At 67.1% G+C, this 20478-nt stretch carries 8 protein-coding genes; 4 read left to right on the top strand and 4 right to left on the bottom strand.

Annotation, left to right across the window (positions count from 1 at the left end):
- Positions 1-4 precede the first annotated feature (4 nt).
- The 3 genes from QTI45_RS16110 to QTI45_RS16100 form a co-directional block, all read right to left on the bottom strand.
- Positions 5-2803: an MGH1-like glycoside hydrolase domain-containing protein gene (locus QTI45_RS16110; protein WP_286655102.1), complete on the bottom strand. Its 2799-nt coding sequence runs from the start codon at positions 2801-2803 to the stop codon at positions 5-7.
- Between the two features lie 82 nt (positions 2804-2885).
- Positions 2886-4478 (bottom strand): acyl-CoA carboxylase subunit beta, encoded by a 1593-nt coding sequence (locus QTI45_RS16105; protein WP_286655101.1) that lies wholly within the window; start codon positions 4476-4478, stop codon positions 2886-2888.
- Between the two features lie 5 nt (positions 4479-4483).
- Positions 4484-4711, bottom strand: coding sequence for a biotin/lipoyl-binding carrier protein (locus QTI45_RS16100; RefSeq protein ID WP_286655100.1), 228 nt, complete (start codon positions 4709-4711; stop codon positions 4484-4486).
- Between the two features lie 163 nt (positions 4712-4874).
- On the opposite strand from QTI45_RS16100, the gene QTI45_RS16095 reads away from it, so the two are divergent.
- Genes QTI45_RS16095 through QTI45_RS16085 form a run of 3 tightly spaced genes read left to right on the top strand, consistent with a single transcriptional unit; the run spans position 4875 to position 8074 of the window.
- Entirely contained in the window at positions 4875-5333 is a 459-nt protein-coding gene (locus tag QTI45_RS16095; RefSeq protein WP_286655099.1) for a Zn-ribbon domain-containing OB-fold protein, read from the top strand.
- 13 nt (positions 5334-5346) lie between these two features.
- Positions 5347-6891 carry an AMP-binding protein gene (locus QTI45_RS16090; RefSeq protein ID WP_286655098.1) on the top strand — a complete coding sequence of 515 codons (1545 nt, stop codon included), beginning with the start codon at positions 5347-5349 and terminating at the stop codon, positions 6889-6891.
- A 10-nt stretch (positions 6892-6901) separates the two neighbouring features.
- On the top strand, positions 6902-8074 hold the full coding sequence (locus QTI45_RS16085) for an acetyl-CoA acetyltransferase (protein ID WP_286655097.1): 1173 nt from the start codon (positions 6902-6904) through the stop codon (positions 8072-8074).
- A 15-nt stretch (positions 8075-8089) separates the two neighbouring features.
- On the opposite strand, the gene QTI45_RS16080 is transcribed toward QTI45_RS16085, so the two are convergent.
- Entirely contained in the window at positions 8090-8797 is a 708-nt protein-coding gene (locus QTI45_RS16080) for a GntR family transcriptional regulator (RefSeq protein WP_286655096.1), read from the bottom strand.
- 819 nt (positions 8798-9616) lie between these two features.
- On the opposite strand from QTI45_RS16080, the gene QTI45_RS16075 reads away from it, so the two are divergent.
- The gene (locus QTI45_RS16075; protein WP_286655095.1) at positions 9617-20464 is read left to right on the top strand and encodes a peroxidase family protein; all 10848 of its coding nucleotides are present in this window, start codon (positions 9617-9619) and stop codon (positions 20462-20464) included.
- The last annotated feature ends 14 nt before the right edge of the window (positions 20465-20478 follow it).

Below are 20478 nucleotides of genomic sequence, written 5' to 3'. Positions count from 1 at the left end.
ACGCTCACCCCGGTGCCGTCGACCTCGGGGCGGGTTCCTTGGCCACGCCGTGCAGGGCGCGCGCAGCCGCCGCCTCGGCCCCGGGCATGAGCAGCAGGTCCTTGGTCAGCACCGCATTGACCTGGATGATCCGTGCCACGCAGCCGGTCCAGCCGGTCTGGTGGCTGGCGCCGATGCCGGCGCCGGTGTCACCGTGGAAATACTCGTGGAACTGCACCAGCTCGCGCCAGTGCGGGTCGTCGCGGAACCTCGTGTCGGCCCCGTAGGCCGGCCGCCCGCCGCCGCCATCGCCATCGCCCGCGCCGCGCAGGAAGAGGCGGCTCAGCCGCTCGCCCAGTTCCCGCGCCACTTCGAGCAGCGTCATCATCTGCCCCGAGCCGGTCGGGCACTCGACCTTGAAGTCCTCGCCGAAATACGCGTAGAGGCGCAGCAGCGAGGTGTACAGCAGGAAGTTGATCGGCATCCAGACTGGCCCGCGCCAGTTGGAGTTGCCGCCGAACATGCCCGAGTCGGAATCGCCCGGCACGTACCCCACGCGGTACGACTGGCCCGCGTGCTCGAAGACGTAGGGATGCTCCAGGTGGCTGCGCGACAGCGCGCGCAGCCCGTGCGGGCTGAAGAACTCGCTCTCGTCGAGCATGCGCGCGAGGATGCGGCGCAGCTTCCTCTCGTCGACGATGGCCAGCATCCGGCGATTGGCCACGCCAGGCTCCTGCGGCAGATGCATGTTGGCCGACAGCTCGGGGTGGCGCGCCAGGAACTGCCGCGCCCGCTCGCCGAACTTCGGCAGCTTCGCGAGGATGTCCTCCTCGAACACGGCCACCCCGGCCAGAGGCAGCAGGCCGACGATGGACCGCACCTTGAGCCGCGTGGCGCTGCCGTCCGGCAGTCGCAGCACGTCGTAGAAAAAGCCGTCCTCCTCGTCCCACATCTCGTCGTGCCGGTCGCCGACGCGGTCCATCGCGCCGGCGATGAACAGCGTGTGCTGGAAGAACTTCTCGACGAATTCCTCGTACAGCGGCTCCTCCAGCGCCAGTTCGACGGCAATGCGCAGCATCTGCTGGCTGAAGAACACCATCCACGCCGTGCCGTCGGCCTGATCGAGGTAGCCGCCCGTGGGCAGCGCCGACGAGCGGTCGAAGACGCCGATGTTGTCCAGCCCGAGAAATCCGCCCTCGAAGACATTGGCGCCGGTGCGGTCCTTGCGGTTGACCCACCAGGTGAAGTTCACCAGCAGCTTGGAGAAGGCGTACTTGAGGAACTCGATGTCGCCGCGGCCGCCGCGCCGCTCCTTGTCGATCAGGTAGAGCTGCATCGTCGCCCAGGCGTGCACCGGCGGATTGACGTCGCCGAAGTTCCATTCGTAGGCCGGGAGCTGGCCGTTCGGATGCAGGTAGTCGTTGCGCAGCATCAGGTCGAGCTGCTGCTTGGCGAAGTCGGGGTCGACCATGCCCAGGGGGATCATGTGGAAGGCCAGGTCCCAGGCGGCGTACCAGGGGTACTCCCATTTGTCCGGCATCGAGATGATGTCGTCGTTGAACATGTGGCCCCACTCGAGGTTGCGCACCCGCCGGCGCTCCGACTGCGGCAGCTGGCTGCCCGCACCGTGCTCGTCGAGCCAGAGATCGAGGTCGTAGTAGAAGTACTGCTTGGTCCACAGCATGCCGGCCAGCGCCTGGCGCATCACGTTCGCGCGGTCCGGATCGTCACGCACGGCCGGTGGCGTCACCGCCGCGTAGAACGCGTCGGCCTCCTTCACGCGGGCCGCGAAGACGGCATCGAAGTCCTTGAAAGGCTGCACCGCTGCACCGGACTCGCTGGCCGCCAGCCGCAGGCGCGCCTGCCGCGACTGGCCCGGGCCGACATCGAGCCGGTAGTGGGCTGCCGCCTTGGTGCCCCGCTGCTCCGGATTGACCGCCTCGGTGTTGCCGTGGACGATGAATTCGTGGATGCCGTCCTTCACCCAGGCCGACGCGTTGTCGCCGGCGAAGAGGCGTGCGTTGTTGGTCTCGTTCTCGGTGAACAGCAGCGGCACGTCGGCGTCGCAATGAAGCTCGTAGGCACCCAGCGATTCGAGGAACAGCGGGTCGGTGTGGCGGGCGCGCACGGTCGCGGGCGCGGCGCCGTCGACCCGCTCGAGGACCGGCTTGGAGCCGCCGCCCGGCTGCGACCAGGTGTTGCGGAACCACAGCGTCGGCAGCAGGTCGAGCGACGCCGCCTCCGGCCCGCGGTTGAAGACCGTGATGCGCACCAGGATGTCGTCGGGCGCGGCCTTCGCGTACTCCACGAAGACGTCGAAGTAGCGGTTGTCGTCGAACACGCCGGTGTCCAGCAGTTCGTATTCGGGCTCCTGCTTGCCGCGGCTGCGGTTGGTGGCGACCAGGTCCTGGTACGGATAGGCGGCCTGCGGATACTTGTACAGGTACTTCATGTACGAGTGCGTCGGCGTCGAGTCGAGGTAGAAGTAGTACTCCTTGACGTCCTCGCCATGGTTGCCTTCGCTGTTGGCCAGGCCGAAGGCGCGCTCCTTCAGGATCGGGTCGCGCCCGTTCCACAGCGCCAGCGCAAAGCACAGCACCTGGTGGTCGTCGCTGATGCCGCCAAGCCCGTCTTCGCCCCAGCGGTAGGCGCGCGAACGGGCCTGGTCGTGGGTGAAGTAGTTCCAGGCATCGCCGTTGTCGCTGTAGTCCTCGCGCACGGTTCCCCATTGCCGCTCGCTGAGGTAGGGGCCCCACTTCTTCCAGGCCGCGCGCTTCGCCTGCGCTTCCTCGAGCCGGTGCTGCTCCGCTGCTTCGGTGCCCATGGAGGTTCTCCTTGAGATCGCTGCCGTCAACCTCGCATTCTGATCCCGGCGGCCTCGACGCGCCAGGGTCGCATCGGCCGCTTCAGAGGTAGGTCGGCCAGGCACGCATCTCGTGCTGGCCGATGCCGCCGTTGCGCTCGCGGCGATGGGCGGCGAGCGCATCGATGAGCCAGCTGCGGGTCTGCTGCGGAGCGATCACCGCCTGCACGCCGAAGGCGCCGGCCAGTGCATAGGCCGAGGTGTCGCGCGCCAGTTCGGCCTTCAGCTGGTCGAAGCGCTCGGGGTCGTCCTCGCGCTGGATGCCATGCAGCACGCTGACGCCGATCTGCGGGTCCATGAAGCTGGCATCGGCGCTGGTCCAGGCCGCCGCCTCGTCGCTGTTGCGGCCGCCGCCCATGTTGATGTAGGCCTGGCCGTAGCTCTTGCGCAGGATCACCGCCAGCTTGGGCACGCTGCACAGCTGCACGGCATGGATCATGTTCATGATGTGCGCCGGCGCCGCCTTGCGCTCGCCCTCGATGCCCACCAGGAAGCCCGGCGTGTCGACCAGGAACAGGATCGGGATGTTGAACGAGTCGCACATCACGAGGAAGGCGCTGACCTTGCGGCAGGCCTCGGGGTCCATGGCGCCGCCCTTGAACATCGGGTTCGAGGCGACGATGCCCACGCTTTCTCCGCCCAGCCGCGCCAGACCGGTCACGGCGGCCCGGCCGAAGCGGTCCTTGAGGTTGAAGAAGCTGCCCTCGTCGACGATGCCGGCGATGACCTTGCGCATGTCGTAGGTCTTGCCGCGCGCAGATGGCACCAGCTCGACCAGCTTCTCGGCGTCGGGCGCGACCGCCTCGGCGGCCGGCAGGCTCGGCGGCCGGGCCCCCGCATGGGACGGCAGGTAGCTCAGGAAGCGGCGGATGGCGGCCAGCGCTTCCTCGTCGCTGTCGACGACCAGGTCGACCAGGCCGGTCTGCTCGGCATGGAGCTTCCAGCCACCCAGTTCCTCGGGGTCGACGGCCTCGCCGATCGCCAGCGAGGTCACGCGCGCGCTCGACACCGCGAGAAAGGCGCCTTTGCGCATCACCACGAAGTCGGACAGGCAGGTGTACCAGGTCGACGAGCCCAGGCAGGGACCGAGCACCGCGCTGACCCAGGGGATCTCGCGCCGCCGGCAGTACTGCTGCGGATCCTGGCCGGCGCCGGCCATCGCTTCCGCGCCCAGGCTGTCGGGCACCCGGGAGCCGCTCGATTCGCCGAGGAAGACCAGCGGCATGCCGCTGCGGGTCGCGCTCTCCTTCAGGCGCGCGATCTTGCGCATGTTGACGGCCGAGGAGGAGGCGCCCATGACCGTCATGTCGTTCGACACCACGGCGACCCGCCGCCCGTCGATGCGTCCGGTGCCGCTGATCTTGGCGTCGGCCGGCGAGCGGGCGCGGTCGGCCGGAACGGCCGAGACCGCCAGCATGCCGCTCTCGTTGAAGGAGCCGGCGTCCAGCAGGCGCTCGACGCGCTCGCGGGCGTTCAGGTGGCCGCCGGCGCGGCGCTTGGCGAGCTTGGCCTCGCCACCCATCGCCAGCGCCTCCCGGACCCGGTCGTCGAGCTCGGCGCGCTGCGCCTCGAAGCTGGAAGCGGCGGGGGCCGCGGCATTGACGGCCGGGCTCGTCGGTGCGATCGTGAGGTTCATGGCCTTCACTCCTCCTCGAAGAGGGCGATGTCCTGGCCCTCGCGCACCGGCGCGCCTTCGGCGATGAACAGCTCGATCACCCGGCCGGCCTCGGGGGCGATCACGGGAATCTCCATCTTCATGGATTCCAGAACCATGAGGGTGTCGTCGGCCTGCAGGGTGTCGCCGGCCTGCACCAGGATCTTCCATACGGTGCCGGTGATCTCGGAGCGAATCTTTGTCTGTTTGGTCATGTGGAGCCTCGGGTGGTAGTTCCGACACCTCGTCGGATGCCCAAACTTTACTCGACATTCAGATTGTTGACAAGATTAATGTGTTCATGATCTAATGCCATCCATCGCGGCAAAGTGCTGCACCATCGGAAGGCGGACCGATCCGCCCGAACGGAGACAAACCATGGTTCCTGCCGAAAACGACATCGAGGAAGCCCAGGCGAGCGTGCCCCCGCCAGCTCCCCTGCCGATCCCCACCGCGGAGACCGCGCCCTACTGGCAGGCCGCGCTCGAGGGCAGCCTCAAGATCCAGTACTGCCGCGCCTGCGCCCGCCACCAGTTCTATCCGCGCCGCTTCTGCACCCGGTGCCTGTCCGACGCCATCGAATGGGTGCGGGCCAGCGGCCGCGGCCGGGTCTACACCTACACCGTGTGTCACGTGGCCGGCCACGCCGCCTTCGAATCGCGCGTGCCCTACGCGATCGGGATGATCGAACTCGACGAGGGCGTGCGCCTGCTGGCGGGCATCGTCGGCCCGGACTTCGCGCGGCTCGCGGTGGGGGCGCCGGTCGAGGTCTGCTTCGAACGCGTGAGCAGCGAGATCGCGCTGCCGATGTTCCGGCTCGCCTCCCCCCTCTGTTGAAACTGGAGACCAGATGATCATCGATTCCTTCGACGCCGGCGCCACGGCCTTCCCCGACCGCGTGTTCGTCCAGGGCGGCGAGCTGCGCATGACCTACCGCGAAGCGGCCGACGCCTCGCACGCGGTGGCCGCCGCATTGGTGCGCGAGGTGCAGCCGGGCACGCACGTGGCCGTGCTCTCTCCCAACCATCCGATGGTGCTGCCGGCGATGCTGGGCGTGATGCGCAGCGGCGCGGTCTTCGTGCCGCTCAACGCCCGCGACCCGATCGAGGACATCGTCTGGTTCGCCAGCTTCTGCGAAGTCGCGGTGTTGATCTGCCACGCGCAATACGCGCCGCAGCTCGAGCGCCTGAAGGCCGGGATACCGACGCTCAAGCGCGTCATCGGCCTGACCGGGCCACTCGAGCGCGACGGCGAAGACATCGCCCGCTGGATGAAGAGCTTCGCCGGCCAGCGCGTGGCCGTACAGCGCGACCCGGACGACATCGCGCTCATCAAGTCCTCGGGCGGCACGACCGGCCGGCCGAAGGCGATCATGCAGAGCCACCGCTCGCTCGAGACCGCCTACCGCATCGCCAACCAGTTCACGCCGCCGCGCAAGGAGCCGGTGCACCTGGTGGTCGCGCCTCTCACGCACGCCGCGGGCGCGACCATGGTCGCGCTGTCGCGCTTCGGCACGCGCAACGTGATCGCTCCCGCGGCCGACCCCGGCGTGATCCTGGAAGCGATCGAGCGCGAGCGCGTGACGCACATCTTCCTGCCGCCCACCCTGATCTATCGCCTGCTGGCGCACCCCGACGTCGCGACGCGCGACTGCTCCTCGCTCGAATACGTGCTGTACGGCGCCGCGCCGATGTCGGTCGACAAGCTGCGCGAGGGGCTGGCCCGCTGGGGCCAGGTCTTCATGCAGAGCTACGGCCAGTCCGAGGTGCCCGGCGTGATCACCTGCCTGTCGCGCAAGGACCATTTCGTGCACGGCGACCCCGAGCTCGACAAGCACCTCGCCTCGGCCGGCCGCCCTTCGGGCGCCTGCGAGGTGGCGCTGATGGACGACCAGGGCAACATCGTGCCGACCGGCGAGCGCGGCGAGATCGTGGCCCGCGGCGAGCTGGTGTCGCCGGGCTACTTCAACAACCCGGAGGCCACCGCCGAGGCCCGTGCCTTCGGCTGGCACCACACCGGCGACATCGGCGTGTTCGACGAGAACGGCTTCCTCTATGTGGTCGACCGCAAGAAGGACATGGTGATCTCCGGCGGATTCAACATCTACCCGAGCGAGATCGAGCAGGTGATCTGGAGCCACCCGGCGGTGCAGGACTGCGCGGTGGTCGGCGTGCCCGACCCCGACTGGGGCGAACGCCTGACCGCGGTGGTCGAACTCAAGGCCGGCAGCAGCGCGTCCGCCGACGAGATCATCGACCTGTGCAAGACGCGCTTCGGCAGCCTGAAGACGCCCAAGCAGGTCGCGTTCTGGCCGACGCTGCCGCGCAGCCCGGTCGGCAAGGTGCTCAAGAAGGATGTGCGCGCCCAGCTCGCCGCCGAGGCGGCCAAGGCCTGAAAGGACAGACATGGACCCGAAAGCGCTGAGCGGCCGCTATGCCGTCGTGGGCGTCGGCGAGGCCGGCATGGGAAAGGCCCGGCCGGGCGACACCGCCCTGTCGCTGCAATGCGAAGCGGCGCGGCAGGCGATCCTCGATGCCGGGCTGAAGCCTACCGACATCGATGGTGTCTTCGCCCATTGGGACGACCGCGCCGCGGGGCTGCTGGTCACGGAGTACATGGGCCTGTCGCCGCGTCATGTCGACAGCACCGTCGTCGGCGGCCAGTCGAACCTGACGCATGTCGCCCATGCGATGGCGGCGATGGAGGCCGGGCTCTGCGAGGCTGCCCTGATCACCTACGGCAGCACCCAGCGGCTGGACCGCAGCCGCCAGCGCGGCGGGCATGCACAGGATGCGCGCATGCCCAGCGGCCAGTTCGTGCTCCCCTACGGCATGCTGAGCCCGATCGGCTTCTATGCGATGCAGGCGCGCCTGCACATGCATCGCTACGGCACCCGCCCGGAGGACCTGGGCGAGGTCGCGCTGGCAGCCAGGCGCTGGGCGCAGCTCAATCCGGACGCCATCGCCCGCTCGCCGCTGACGATGGAAGACTACCTGGCGGCGCCGATGATCGCCGACCCGCTGCGCAAGTTCGACATCTGCCAGGTCAGCGACAGCGCCGGCGCGATCGTGCTGGTGCGGGCCGAGCGGGCGCGCGACCTGCGCCGCCCGCCGGTGCTGGTGCGGGGCTTCGCCGAGCAGTACATCCAGCACGCCACGCCCTTCGGCATCGACGACTGGATCGACAACGGCGTGCTCGCCGCGATGGGCCGCCTCGCGCTGCAACGCGCCGGCCTGGGCCGCCCGGACATCGACATCGTGCAGATCTACGACGCCTTCACGATCAACGTGCTGATCGGCCTCGAGGAACTGGGCTTCTGCGGGCGCGGCGAGAGCGGGGCCTTCGTCGAAGGCGGGCGCATCGCGCCGGGGGGCGCGTTCCCGATGAACACCTCGGGCGGTGGACTGTCATTCAATCACGGGGGCATGTTCGGCATGCCGCTGATGATCGAATCGGTGCGCCAGTTGCGCGGCGACTGCGGCGAGCGCCAGGTGCCGAATGCGCGCAACTGCCTGCTTCAGGCCGGCGGGCTGGTCATGTCCGCGTACATGGTCATGGTCCTCGGCGCTGCGGACTAGGGCCGCTAGACGACCTCAGCCGGCGATGGCCGACGGACGCGCCTCGAGCTGCTTGATGGCTTCGCGCTTGGAGTCCTCGATCAGCTTCTCGGCCGCTTCGGCGGCGGCCTGGACGTTGCCTGCCTTCATGGCCTTCTGCATGACGCGCCAGTTGCGCGCCGACTCCTTGCGCCGGGCCGGCGTCGCCAGGCCGAGCTGCGTGTAGCGCAAGGTCTGGCGCGACAGCGAAGCCAGGATCTCGCCCATGCGCTCGTTGCTGCACGCCTCGCGCAGGGTGCGGCTGAGACGGTAGGAGGTCTGGAAGTACTCGGCGCTGCCATCGGGCTCCTGGGCCAGCGCATCGAGCGTCCGGACGTCGGCATCGATGGCAGCCGCCAGGCGTGCGGCGTCATCGACCGACAGGCGGGCGATCATTGCGCCGGACAGGGTGCGACGGATCTCGAAGATGTCGGCCACCTCCTTGATCGAGAGCTGCGTGACATGGGCGCCGCGATTGGGAAGTATGCGCACCACCGCGTCCTTCTCGAGGATGCGCAGTGCTTCGCGCACCGGGCCGCGGCTGACTTCGAACTGCTCGGAAAGCGCTTCTTCGCGAATGCGGTCGCCCGGCCCGTAGTCGCCGTTGGCGATCGACTCGAAGATGCGCTCGGCGATCTGCTCGGGCAGGGTCTGCAGTTGCCGCAAGGCGGGTTTGGCGCTGGGCGCCTTGGTCGTCGTGCTCATGCCTGGATGTCTCTGGGAGGAAATTGGCATTTGTCAACATGCCAAATGTCATCTTGCGATTAGAGCACACGCTGGGATCAATGGGACGACGCACGCTGCGCGACACGCGGCTGCGGCAACGGCGACACGGCGGTGAAGGCGGTAAAGGCGGCGAGGGCCGAGCTGCACGACCTGGGCGCGCTGCCTTGCGGCGATCGGCTACCAGGGCGCTGCGACTAGTTGCGCTGTTGTGTGTCGGGATGCTCCATCCCGTCCACACCGCCATACCTCGAGACGACGCTCGGTCGAGCGGGCCGACGGAAGTCCCCCTCGCTATTTCTTATCAAGTCAGGTGTTAGTCAGCTTACACATGGTAATGTAAGAAAAAAGGTTTGCCTTCGTGGGACAGAACTTGTACATTGTGTCTGTTGGTGACGCAAGTCATCAGCATCGACCACCGCAAGCACACTCGCAAGAGTGGATGACCGGCGCGCCGACGTAAGTCCGCTTTACAAGATCAAGGCATCCGGCGGAGGATATATGTCTAGGCCCCACGTCACGTCCACGGTTCGTATCGAACGGCGTTGCCACGCCTCTACGGACTGCGTTTGCATCACCTCATCGCGCACAGCTCGCGACGCCAGCGACAGCCGCTGGCGTGCCGTCGGCCGACGACGTCGGTCCTGACCCCCACTCCCAAGGCCTGATCCGGCAACTTCTCAGAGAGAAGTTGCCGGGTAGCGCCGTGCACGATTTGTTGCCAGTTTTGGGGGTCCTTGAACCAATTCGAGTTGGCCGAGGTTCGGGCCCTGACATGGGAACGTCTTGAGGAGAATCGAAATGGCATCGCTGATTAGGTCCGATCTCGACTTCATTCTTCAGCAGATTCTTGTCGCGGAGGCGCACGCAGCGGGGACGGATCTCGCGAGCCTCATGCCGAACACTTTTGCGCCACTCGGCTTGCGAACGGTCGACGGGACGTACAACAACCTGATGCCGGGGCAGACCAACTTCGGTGCCGCGGACCAGCCCTTCCCGCGCCTCGTCGACCCGGCTCACCAGAACGACGCGGACGGCGACAGCTTCGATCCGGATGGCCCCGAGGGCCCCGCCGGCCCGATCACGAACACGGACTACGGCGCCCTCGGCGACGTGGCCGACGCCGACCCGCGCCTGATCAGCAACCTGGTCGCCGACATGACCAGCAACAACCCGGCGGCCGCACAGGCCTTCGTGGACGCGGGGCTGGGGGTCTTCGTCGAACAGGTGCTGCACTACGCGAACGCCGATGGCACCGCGGGTGCCGTCGTGCCCGCCGGAACGCTGCTGCAGATTCCCAACGTGACACCGGACGAGGGCCTGTCGGCCCCGTTCAATTCATGGTTCACTTTCTTCGGCCAGTTCTTCGACCACGGGCTCGACCTCGTCAACAAGGGTGGAAACGGAACGGTGTTCATCCCGCTCCAGGCGGACGATCCCCTGATCGCCGGCGCCGACGGCCAGTTCGGCACCGGCGATGACCTGCCCCTCAACCAGCGCTTCATGGTGCTGACGCGCGCCACCAACCTGCCAGGCCCGGATGGGGTCGTGGGCGACGACCCCGCGACCGTCGTCGACGAGAGCCTTGATGACGTGCGCGAGCAGACCAACCAGACGACACCTTTCGTCGACCAGAACCAGACCTACACCTCGCACGCTTCGCACCAGGTGTTCCTGCGAGAGTACGTCATGGCGCCCGGGCCTAATGGTCTCCACCCCGTCGCCACCGGCAAGCTGCTCGACGGCTCCAACGGCGGTCTCACCACCTGGGGCGAGGTCAAGGCACAGGCCCTGATGCTCGGCATCGAACTCACCGACTACGACGTTCTCAACTTGCCCGAGCTGCGGACCGACCCCTACGGCAAGTTCATCCCCGACGCCAACGGCTTTGCCCAGGTCATCACCGGCGCCGGCCTGGACGGCATCCGGAACACGGCGGACGACGTCGTGGTATCCGGCACTGCCGCCAACCCGATCAACACCTTCGAGGTCAACGCGCTGCGCACCGGCCATGCCTTCCTGAACGACATCGCGCACGCCGCCAATCCGGTGAACAGCCAGACGGGCGCGCTGATGGAAGCCGACAGCGACAACCTGATCGGCCTCTCGGAACAAGGCACCTACGACAACGAACTGCTCGATCGGCACTTCATCACCGGCGACGGCCGCGGCAACGAGAACATCGCGCTGACGGCCGTCCACCACGTGTTCCACTCCGAGCACAACCGCCAGGTCGACGAGATCAAGGCCACGGTGATGGCTACCGGGGATGCCGCCTTCATTGCCTCGTGGCAGCTGTCGCCCGGCGTCTGGAACGGCGAACGCATCTTCCAGGCCGCCCGCTTCGCCACCGAGATGCAGTACCAGCACCTCGTGTTCGAGGAGTTCGCGCGCAAGATGCAGCCGAACGTCGACGCGTTCCTGCCCGAGACCAACTACGACACCACCATCAATCCGGCTATCGTCGCCGAGTTCGCGCACGCGGTGTTCCGCGTCGGCCACTCGATGCTGACCGAGAGCGTGGACCGCCTGTCTCCCACCTTCGTGCCGAACGATGTCGACCTGATCGAAGCATTCCTCAACCCGCTCGAATTCAACGAGAACGGCACCCTGACCCCCGCGCAGGCGGCTGGCGCCATCGTGCGCGGCATGACCCGCCAGGAAGGCAACGAGATCGACGAGTTCGTCACCGACGCGGTCCGCACGAACCTGCTCGGACTGCCGCTCGACCTGGGCGCGCTGAACATTGCGCGCGGTCGCGACACCGGCATCCCGACGCTCAATGACGCGCGCCGCGAGTTCTTTGCAATGACGCAGGACAGCCAGCTCAAGCCCTACACGAGCTGGACCGACCTCGCGCAGCACCTGAAGCACGAGGCGTCGGTCATCAATTTCATTGCCGCCTATGGCACGCATGCCACGATCACCAGCGCCACCACGATGGCGGACAAGCGCGCCGCCGCGACCTTGCTGGTGATGGGTGGCGCAGGGGAACCCGCGGACCGGCTGCAGTTCCTGAACGCCGAAGGCACTTATGCCACCGCACTGGGCGGCGTGGACCACATCGACCTGTGGATCGGCGGCCTGGCCGAGGAGCAGATGCCCTTCGGCGGCCTGCTCGGGTCGACTTTCAACTTCGTCTTCGAGACCCAGATGGAGGCGCTGCAGAACGGCGACCGCTTCTACTACCTCTCGCGCCTGGCGGGTCTCAATTTCCTCACCGAGATGGAGAACAACACGTTCGCCAAGCTGGTGATGCAGAACACGGACAACGTGCACCTGCCGGCGGACATCTTCTCGACGCCGGGCCTGATCCTCGAAGTCAACCCGGTGAACCAGTTCAACGACGGGCTCGGCGCCGCCGACCCGCTCACCGAGGATGAAGGCATCATCGGCGAGCACATCCCGCTGGTGATCCGCAACAACCCCGCCACGCCGGGCAACGACAGCAACTACCTGCGCTATACCGGTGACGAGCATGTCGTGCTCGGCGGCACGGCCGGCAACGACATCATGATCTCCAGCCTCGGCGACGACACCATCTACGGTGACGCCGGCAACGACCGCATCGAAGGCGGCGATGGCAACGACCACATCCTGGGCGGCGCGGGCGACGACATCATCACCGACCGCGGCGGCGACGACGTGATCAAGGGCGACGACGGCAACGACGTCATCCACGGCGGCAATGGCGCCAACCTGATCGTGGCCGGCGCCGGCAAGGACTTCGTCGTCACCGGCGAGGACGTCTCGGAAGTCTTCGCGGGCGCGGGTGACGACTTCATCCTCGGCAGCAAGACCAACCTGCCCACACTGGGCAATGAAGGCCACGACTGGATCGAGCTGGGCACGCAGGACGGCACCAGCGGCGACAGCTTCGACCCGACTGCCCAGGACAACATCATCGGCAACGACGTGATGATCTCCGGCGGCGGCTTCGACGAACTCATCGGCGAAGGCGGCGACGACATCTTCTCCGGCTCCGACGGCGAAGACCACTTCGACGGCGGCTCCGGCTTCGACTGGGCGATCTACAAGTTCGACCAGTACGGCGTGACCGCCGACATGATCGTCAACGACTTCATCGAGCTGCCTGCGACACCCTCCAACGCCGGCATCTTCGACCGCTTCGCGTTCACCGAGGGCCTGTCGGGCTCCGCATTCGCCGACGTGCTGCGCGGCGACGACAACGACGCGACCCTGATCGCAGAGGCCGGCGCCAAGGGCAGCGTGCTGACCAACATCGGCCTCATCAACGGGCTGGCGGCCATCCTGCCCACGGGCATCACGAGCTTCGGGGGCGGCAACATCATCCTCGGTGGCGCGGGCAGCGACATCATCGAAGGCCGCGGCGGGGACGACATCATCAACGGCGATGCCTGGCTCAATGTGCGGATCGCGGTGACGGGCCACGTCCCGCAGCCGGGCCAGCCGGTGATCACCAGCGTCGACAGCATGAAGGACCTGGTGCCCTACATGCTGTCCGGCGAGATCAATCCGAGCCAGCTCAGCATCGTGCGCGAGATCAGGATGTCGGACACGCCTGACTTCGATACCGTCTCGTTCTCGGGGCCGCTCGCCAACTACAGCGTCTTCACCGGCATCGACGGCGTCACGACGGTCAGCGACAACGTCGGCACCGACGGCACCGACACCCTGCGCAATGTCGAGCGCTTGCAGTTCGGCGACCAGTCCGTTGTCCTTGCGCCCCTCGGCCTCAATGCCGAGCCCACGGGCAGTCTGACTATCGATTTTTCCGGTGACGACCTCGTGCCGTCCGTGAACGAGGTGCTGACCGTGTCGGCGCTCGGCATCGGCGACACCGACAATGCCGGCGGCAACATCGGATCCCGGCCCGTCAGCTACATCTGGCAGTACCAACCCGACCCGGTCAACGGCGCCGGCATCTTCCGGGACATCGTCAGCCTGGGCGGCGACCGCCCGGCCACGGCGGACGGCACGAGCTTCCGCGTCACCCCCGACCTCGACGGCCTGGTGCTGCGCGTGCGGGCCGTCTACAAGGACGACCACGGCGTGCTGGAGAACGTCTACTCGGCGCCGACCGCGGCCGTGAGCGGCACCATCGCGGTGGATCCGCCGCCGACCCCCCTCCCCGAAACGCTGGTCAACAGCGAGGGCGTCCGATTCATTCGCTCGGACCTGCAGTTCATCCTCGACCAGATCATCATTTCCGAGCGGCATGCGGCCGGTGAGAGTCTCACGGACATCCTGCCCAACTCCCGCGTCGCGTTCGGCCTGCGCACGGTCGACGGCTCTTACAACAACCTGGTGCAGGGCCAGACCGGATTCGGCGCCGCCGATGGCCTCTTCCCGAGGCTGCTGGACCCGGCATTCCGCGAAGGCTACGAGGGCAGCGGCGACGTGGTCGATGCCGACCCGCGCGTCATCTCCAACCTGATCGTCGACCAGACCGCCAACAATCCGGCGACCGCCGGCTTGGGTGAAAGCATCTCGAGCCCGGGGCTGGACGGCATCTTCGGCACCCCAGACGACAAACAGGTCTTCTTCATTCCCAACACCGCGCCGGACGAGGGCCTGTCGGCCCCGTTCAACGCGTGGATGACATTCTTCGGCCAGTTCTTCGACCACGGCCTGGACCTCGTGGCGAAGGGAGGCGATGGTGCGATCTTCGTTCCGCTGCAGTCGGACGATCCGCTCTGGGCCCCAGGCGCGCCCAACTTCCTGATGCTGACCCGCGCCACCCAGTTCGAGGGACCGGGCGCAGATGGCATCCTGGTCGACGACCCGACCACAGCCGCCGATGAAAGCCTGGACAACACCCACCAGGAGGCCAAGAACGGCACCACGCCCTTCGTCGACCAGAACCAGACCTATACCTCGCATCCTTCCCACCAGGTCTTCCTGCGCGAGTACGAACTCAACGGCGAATCGAAGCCGGTGTCGACCGGGCGGCTGATCACCAACACCAGCCTGGACGCCGAGGGCAACGAGATCGGCGGCATGGCCACCTGGTCGATGGTCAAGGCCCAGGCGCGCGACATGCTGGGCATCCTGCTCAACGACTACGACGTGGTCAACCTGCCGCTGCTGCGCACCGATGCCTACGGCAAGTTCATTCCTGCCGAGAACGGATTTGCGCAGGTGATCATCAACGCCGGCGTTGACGGCATTCTCAACACCACCGATGACGTCGTCGCGGTGGGCACACCCAGCGAGCCGGTCGATACCCTGTTGGTGAACCCCGCGCGCACCGGCCATGCGTTCCTGGACGACATCGCGCACAACGCCAACCCATTCAACAGCCAGACCGGCGCGGCCTTGGCCGCCGACGGGGACACCACGGTCGGTCTCACGGGCCCGGGGTACGACAACGAACTGCTCGATGCGCACTTCATCGCCGGCGACGGCCGCGCCAACGAGAACATCGCGCTGACCGCCGTGCACCATGTGTTCCACGCCGAGCACAACCGGCTGGTCGAGCAGACCAAGGCGGTGATCGAAGCCTCCGGCGATCCGGCCTTCATCGCCAACTGGAAGCTGCCGGACGGCTCATGGAATGGCGAACGCCTCTTCCAGGCTGCCCGCTTCGGCACCGAGATGCAGTACCAGCACCTGGTGTTCGAGGAATTCGCACGCAAGGTGCAGCCGCAGGTGGACATCTTTTTTGCGGCCACGCAGGTCTACGACACCGAGATCGATCCGTCCATCGTGGCCGAGTTCGCGCACACGGTCTATCGCTTCGGCCACTCGATGCTGACCGAGACCGTCGATCGCTACGATCCGGAATTCAACGTGATCGGCGACAGCAATCCGGTCATGACCGGCAATCAGCAGCTAGGCCTCATAGCTGCCTTCCTCAACCCGCTGGAATTCGCCGCCAGCGGTCCGACACCGGACGAGGCGGCGGGAGCCCTTGCGCGCGGCCTCACGCGACAGCAGGGCAACCAGATCGACGAATTCGTGACGGAAGCACTGCGCAACAACCTGCTGGGCCTTCCGCTGGACCTGGCCACCATCAACATTCTGCGCGGCCGCGACACCGGCGTGCCCTCGCTGAATGCGGCGCGCCGCGATTTCTACGAAGTCACCGGGGATGCCCAGCTGAAGCCCTACTCGAGCTGGGTGGACCTGCTGCCGAATCTGAAGAACGCGCCATCGCTCATCAACTTCATCGCCGCCTACGGCACGCACGCGACCGTGACGAGCGCGGTCTCGTCGGCCCAGAAGCGCGAAGCCGCCATGGACCTGGTGTTCGGCGATCCACTCGCCGATCCTGCTTTCAACGTCGAGCGGCTGGACTTCCTGAACGGCACGGGGACCTGGGCCGGCATCAACACCGGTGTCGAGGACATCGACTTCTGGATCGGCGGCCTGGCCGAGAAGAACATGCCTTTCGGAGGCATGCTGGGCTCGACCTTCAACTTCGTCTTCGAGGAGCAGATGGAAAAGCTCCAGGACGGGGACCGCTTCTACTACCTCGAACGCACGCAGGGCCTGAACTTCCTGACCGAACTGGAGAACAACTCCTTCGCCCGGATGATCATGGCCAACACCGACGCCACCCACCTGCCGGGAGACGTTTTCTCGACGCCTGCCTTCACGCTCGAAGTGGAGCAGCCGGCACAGTTCACCGGGCTGGGGGACGACGGCCGCGACGACCCGGTGGGAGACGTGCTGCGCGACAACCCCGCGACTGCCGGGGGGGACACGAACTTCCTGCAGTACTCGGGCGAGGACCATGTGGTGCTCGGCGGCACTGGCGCCAATGACATCATCATCGCCGGCATCGGCGACGACACGCTCTATGGCGACGGCGGCAACGACCGCCTCGAAGGCGGCGACGGCAACGACTTCGTGCTCGGCGGCGCCGGCGACGACATCATGACCGACCTGGGTGGCGACGACAATATGCAGGGCGGCGACGGCAACGATGCCATCCATGGCGGCAACGGCCTCAACCTCATCCTCGGCGGCTTCGGCAGCGACTTCATCGTCACCGGCGAAGATCCGTCCGAAGCCTTCGGCGGGCCGGGCAACGACTTCATCCTGGGTGCCCGCGGCAACGAGTTCGTGTTCGGCAACGAAGGCGACGACTGGATCGAGCATGGCATGGCCGACGGCAGTGCCGGCGAGAACTTCGACGCCTTCTCGCGCGACGAGACCGTGGGCCACGACGTCTTCATCGGCAACACCATCTCCGACCGCATGGACGGTGAAGGCGGGGACGACATCATGGTCGGCAACGGCGGCCAGGTTGACCGCTATGAAGGCGGGTCCGGCTTCGACTGGGCGGTCTTCAAGGACGACCAGTTCGGCGTCACCGCCGACCTGCTGCTGCGCGCCTTCGACGAGACGCCGGTGCCGCTGTCCAACGCGACGGTTCTGGCGCGCTTCACTTCGACCGAGGGCATGTCGGGCTCGGCCTTCGGCGACGTGCTGAGCGGCGACGACAACGACGCCAATGCGGCGGCGCTTTCCGGCGCCACGGGCAGCGTGCTGACCAACATCGGCCTCATCGACGGGCTGCAGGCGATGCTCGACGCGATGACGGGCACCGCGGTGACTTCGTTCGCCGGCAACATCATCCTCGGCGGCGACGGCAGCGACATCATCACCGGCCGCGGCGGCAACGACATCATCGACGGCGACGCCTGGCTCAATGTGGAGCTGGAGGCGCCTGCCGTCGGTGGCGTGGGCACCGTGCGCGCCAAGAGCATGACGGAGCTCATGGACCGGGTGTTCTCGGGCGAACTGAACCCAAGCCAGATCAGCATCGTGAGGGAAATCCTGAGTTCCGACCCCAACTCCCCCACCTTCGATCCCGACTTCGACACCGCCGTGTACAGCGATGTGCTGGCGAACTACGACCCGGTGTTCAATCAGGAGACGGGCTACTGGGAGGTCACGCATTGGGTCGATGGCGTCGTCGGAGGCGAGATCGGGGAGGACGGCGTCGACATCCTCAGTAATATCGAGCGACTTCAGTTCTCGGACCAATCGCTGCTGATCGGCTTCGGCGTGAACAGCGAGCCGCTGGGGTTCCTCACCATCAGCGACACCACGCCGACCGAAGACCAGGAACTGACCGCATCGGCCCTGGGCGTCACTGACGCCGACAACCCGGGCAGCGGCGCGATCACCGGTCCGATCTCCTACTTCTGGCAGGCCGAAGTGCGGCCCGGCATCTTCGAGGACATCCTGATCGAAGGCGCCGGCGGCGAGGTCGCCCGCGCGACCGGGCCGACCTTCACGCCCAACGGCTTCCACGCCGGACTCGTGCTGCGCGTGCGAGCCATCTACAAGGACGCCAACGACGTTCTCGAGAACGTCTACTCGGCGCCGACTGCGCCCGTGCTGAGCAACAACGAGGCCCCGCTGGGCGTGCTGCGCATCTCCGACACCACGCCGACGGAAACATACGCGCTGCAGGCGATCAACGAGATCACGGATGCCGACGGCCTGCCGGGCACCTTCACCTTCCAGTGGCAGCAGAGTGCAGTCGGCGGAGGCGGCGCGTTCACCAACATCGCTAACGCGATCGGCGACAACTTCACGCCGGGCCAGGACCAGGTCAATCGCCAGATCCGGGTCGTGATGAGCTACACCGACCTGCAGGGCCACCCGGAAACCGTGACCTCGGCGGCGACGATCGTGACGGGCGACTTCATCGCCGAGAACCCGGCCAACCAGACGCTCACTGGCAATGCCGGCCAGGACGAGATCCACGGCGGCGGCGGCACTGACACTCTCAACGGCCTGGCCGGAGATGACCTGCTCGACGGCGGCAATGACAACGACACGGTGAACGGCGGCGCCGGCAACGACACCCTGCTCGGCGGAGCGGGCGCCGATTCGCTCGCCGGTGGAACCGAAAACGACACGATGACCGGCGGTGCGGACAACGACACGGTGAACGGCGCGGCCGGCAACGACGTAATTCTTGCCACGGTCGGCGACGGCAGCGACATCTACGCCGGTGGCGCCGGCGTCGACACCTACGACCTGTCGGCAACCTCGGCCGGCGCAACGGTCACCACCGCGTCGTCGAGCAGCGCGGAGACCGGCAGCGACCAGCTTGACGCGATCGAGAACATCATCGGCAGCCAGGGCAATGACAGCATCACCCTCAATGGCGGCGCGAACCTCATCGACGGCCAGGGCGGCGACGACACGCTCAATGCCGGCGCCGGCAACGACACCGTCCACGGCGGCCTCGGCAACGACACGATCGCTGGCGGGACGGGAGTAGACACGCTCAATGGCAACGATGGCGACGACACCTTCAACTACGTCATCGGCGACGGCTCCGACGCGATCGACGGTGGCGACGGAACCAACGACCGGGTGAACATCAGTGGCGGCCCCGGGGCTGCGGCCCAGACCCTCGCTGTGGTGCTGGCCGGCAATGCCATCGCGGCCTTCGCGGGCAGCACGGTGGCGGGCATCGAGGCTTATACGGCCGACCTCGGGGGCGGCGTCGACACCCTCACCTACGGCACCACGGCCACGGCGGTCGCGGTGAACCTGAGCACCGGCAGCGCGACGGGCTTCGAGTCGATCGCCGGCATCGAGAACGTGACCGGCGGCAGCGGCAACGACACGCTGATCGGCGACGCCGGCGCCAACGCGCTGGTCGGCGGCGCCGGTGACGACGCGATGACGGGTGGCGCGGGTGCCGACTCGGTGAACGGCGGTGCCGGCAACGACACCTTCTTCGCCGCGGTCGGCGACAACAACGACACCTACGTCGGTGCCGCGGGCACCGACGACACCTACGACCTGTCCGCCACGACGGCGGCCGCAACCGTCAACCTGGTGCTCGGCACCGCGAGCAGTGCCGACATCGGGACCGACAGCCTGGCGACCATCGAGCACGTGATCGGCACCTCGGCCGGAGACACTCTGACCGGCGGCGCCGGCGCCAACACGCTGGAAGGCGGCGGTGGGGCCGACATCATCAGCGGCGGCGGCGGCGCGGACATGATCCTCGGCGGCGCAGGCAACGACACGCTCAACGGCGAAGCCGGGGCCGACATCATCACCGGCGGCCTGGACAACGACACAGCCAACGGCGGCGCCGCTGCCGACACCTTCATCGCCACGCTGAACGACGGCAACGACACCTATATCGGCGACACCGGGTCCGACACCTACGACCTGTCCGCGACCACGGCCGGCGCCACGATCACCACCACCACGGCGTCGGGGGCCGACACCGGCAGCGACACGCTCAACGCGATCGAGAACATCATCGGAAGCCAAGGCAACGACACCATTACCCTGGATGCTGGCGCGAATACAGTGCATGGCCAGGACGGCAACGACACCATCAGCACGGGTGCCGGCGCGGACCACATCACCGGCGGCCTGGGCAACGACACCATGAACGGTGGAGCCGGCAACGATATCTTCGCGTTCGCACCGGGCTTCGGGAACGACACGATCATCGGCTTCGACGCCAGCCCGGATGCGCTCAACGCACAGGACCGGATCGACATCTCGGCCTACGGGTTCGACTCGGCCACGTTCGCCACGTCGGTGGTCATCACAGACACGGGCCCCGACGTGCTCATCGAGATCGAGGGATTGAACTCCATCCTTCTCGTGGGCGTGCCGGGGAACGGTGTCAATGCGGTCACGGAGGCTGACTTCATCCTGACGGCCTGACGGCCACGCACATC

The sequence above is a fragment of the Variovorax saccharolyticus genome (assembly GCF_030316765.1).
Lineage (GTDB): Bacteria > Pseudomonadota > Gammaproteobacteria > Burkholderiales > Burkholderiaceae_C > Variovorax > Variovorax saccharolyticus.
Note: the sequence above shows the minus strand (reverse complement) of the source record. Positions and strands in the feature narration are given on the sequence as shown.

Coding starts and splice junctions, on each gene's coding strand:
- QTI45_RS16110 (WP_286655102.1), bottom strand. CDS start 2,803: ATGGGCACCGAAGCAGCGGAGCAGCACCGGCTCGAGGAAGCGCAGGCG.
- QTI45_RS16105 (WP_286655101.1), bottom strand. CDS start 4,478: ATGAACCTCACGATCGCACCGACGAGCCCGGCCGTCAATGCCGCGGCC.
- QTI45_RS16100 (WP_286655100.1), bottom strand. CDS start 4,711: ATGACCAAACAGACAAAGATTCGCTCCGAGATCACCGGCACCGTATGG.
- QTI45_RS16095 (WP_286655099.1), top strand. CDS start 4,875: ATGGTTCCTGCCGAAAACGACATCGAGGAAGCCCAGGCGAGCGTGCCC.
- QTI45_RS16090 (WP_286655098.1), top strand. CDS start 5,347: ATGATCATCGATTCCTTCGACGCCGGCGCCACGGCCTTCCCCGACCGC.
- QTI45_RS16085 (WP_286655097.1), top strand. CDS start 6,902: ATGGACCCGAAAGCGCTGAGCGGCCGCTATGCCGTCGTGGGCGTCGGC.
- QTI45_RS16080 (WP_286655096.1), bottom strand. CDS start 8,797: ATGAGCACGACGACCAAGGCGCCCAGCGCCAAACCCGCCTTGCGGCAA.
- QTI45_RS16075 (WP_286655095.1), top strand. CDS start 9,617: ATGGCATCGCTGATTAGGTCCGATCTCGACTTCATTCTTCAGCAGATT.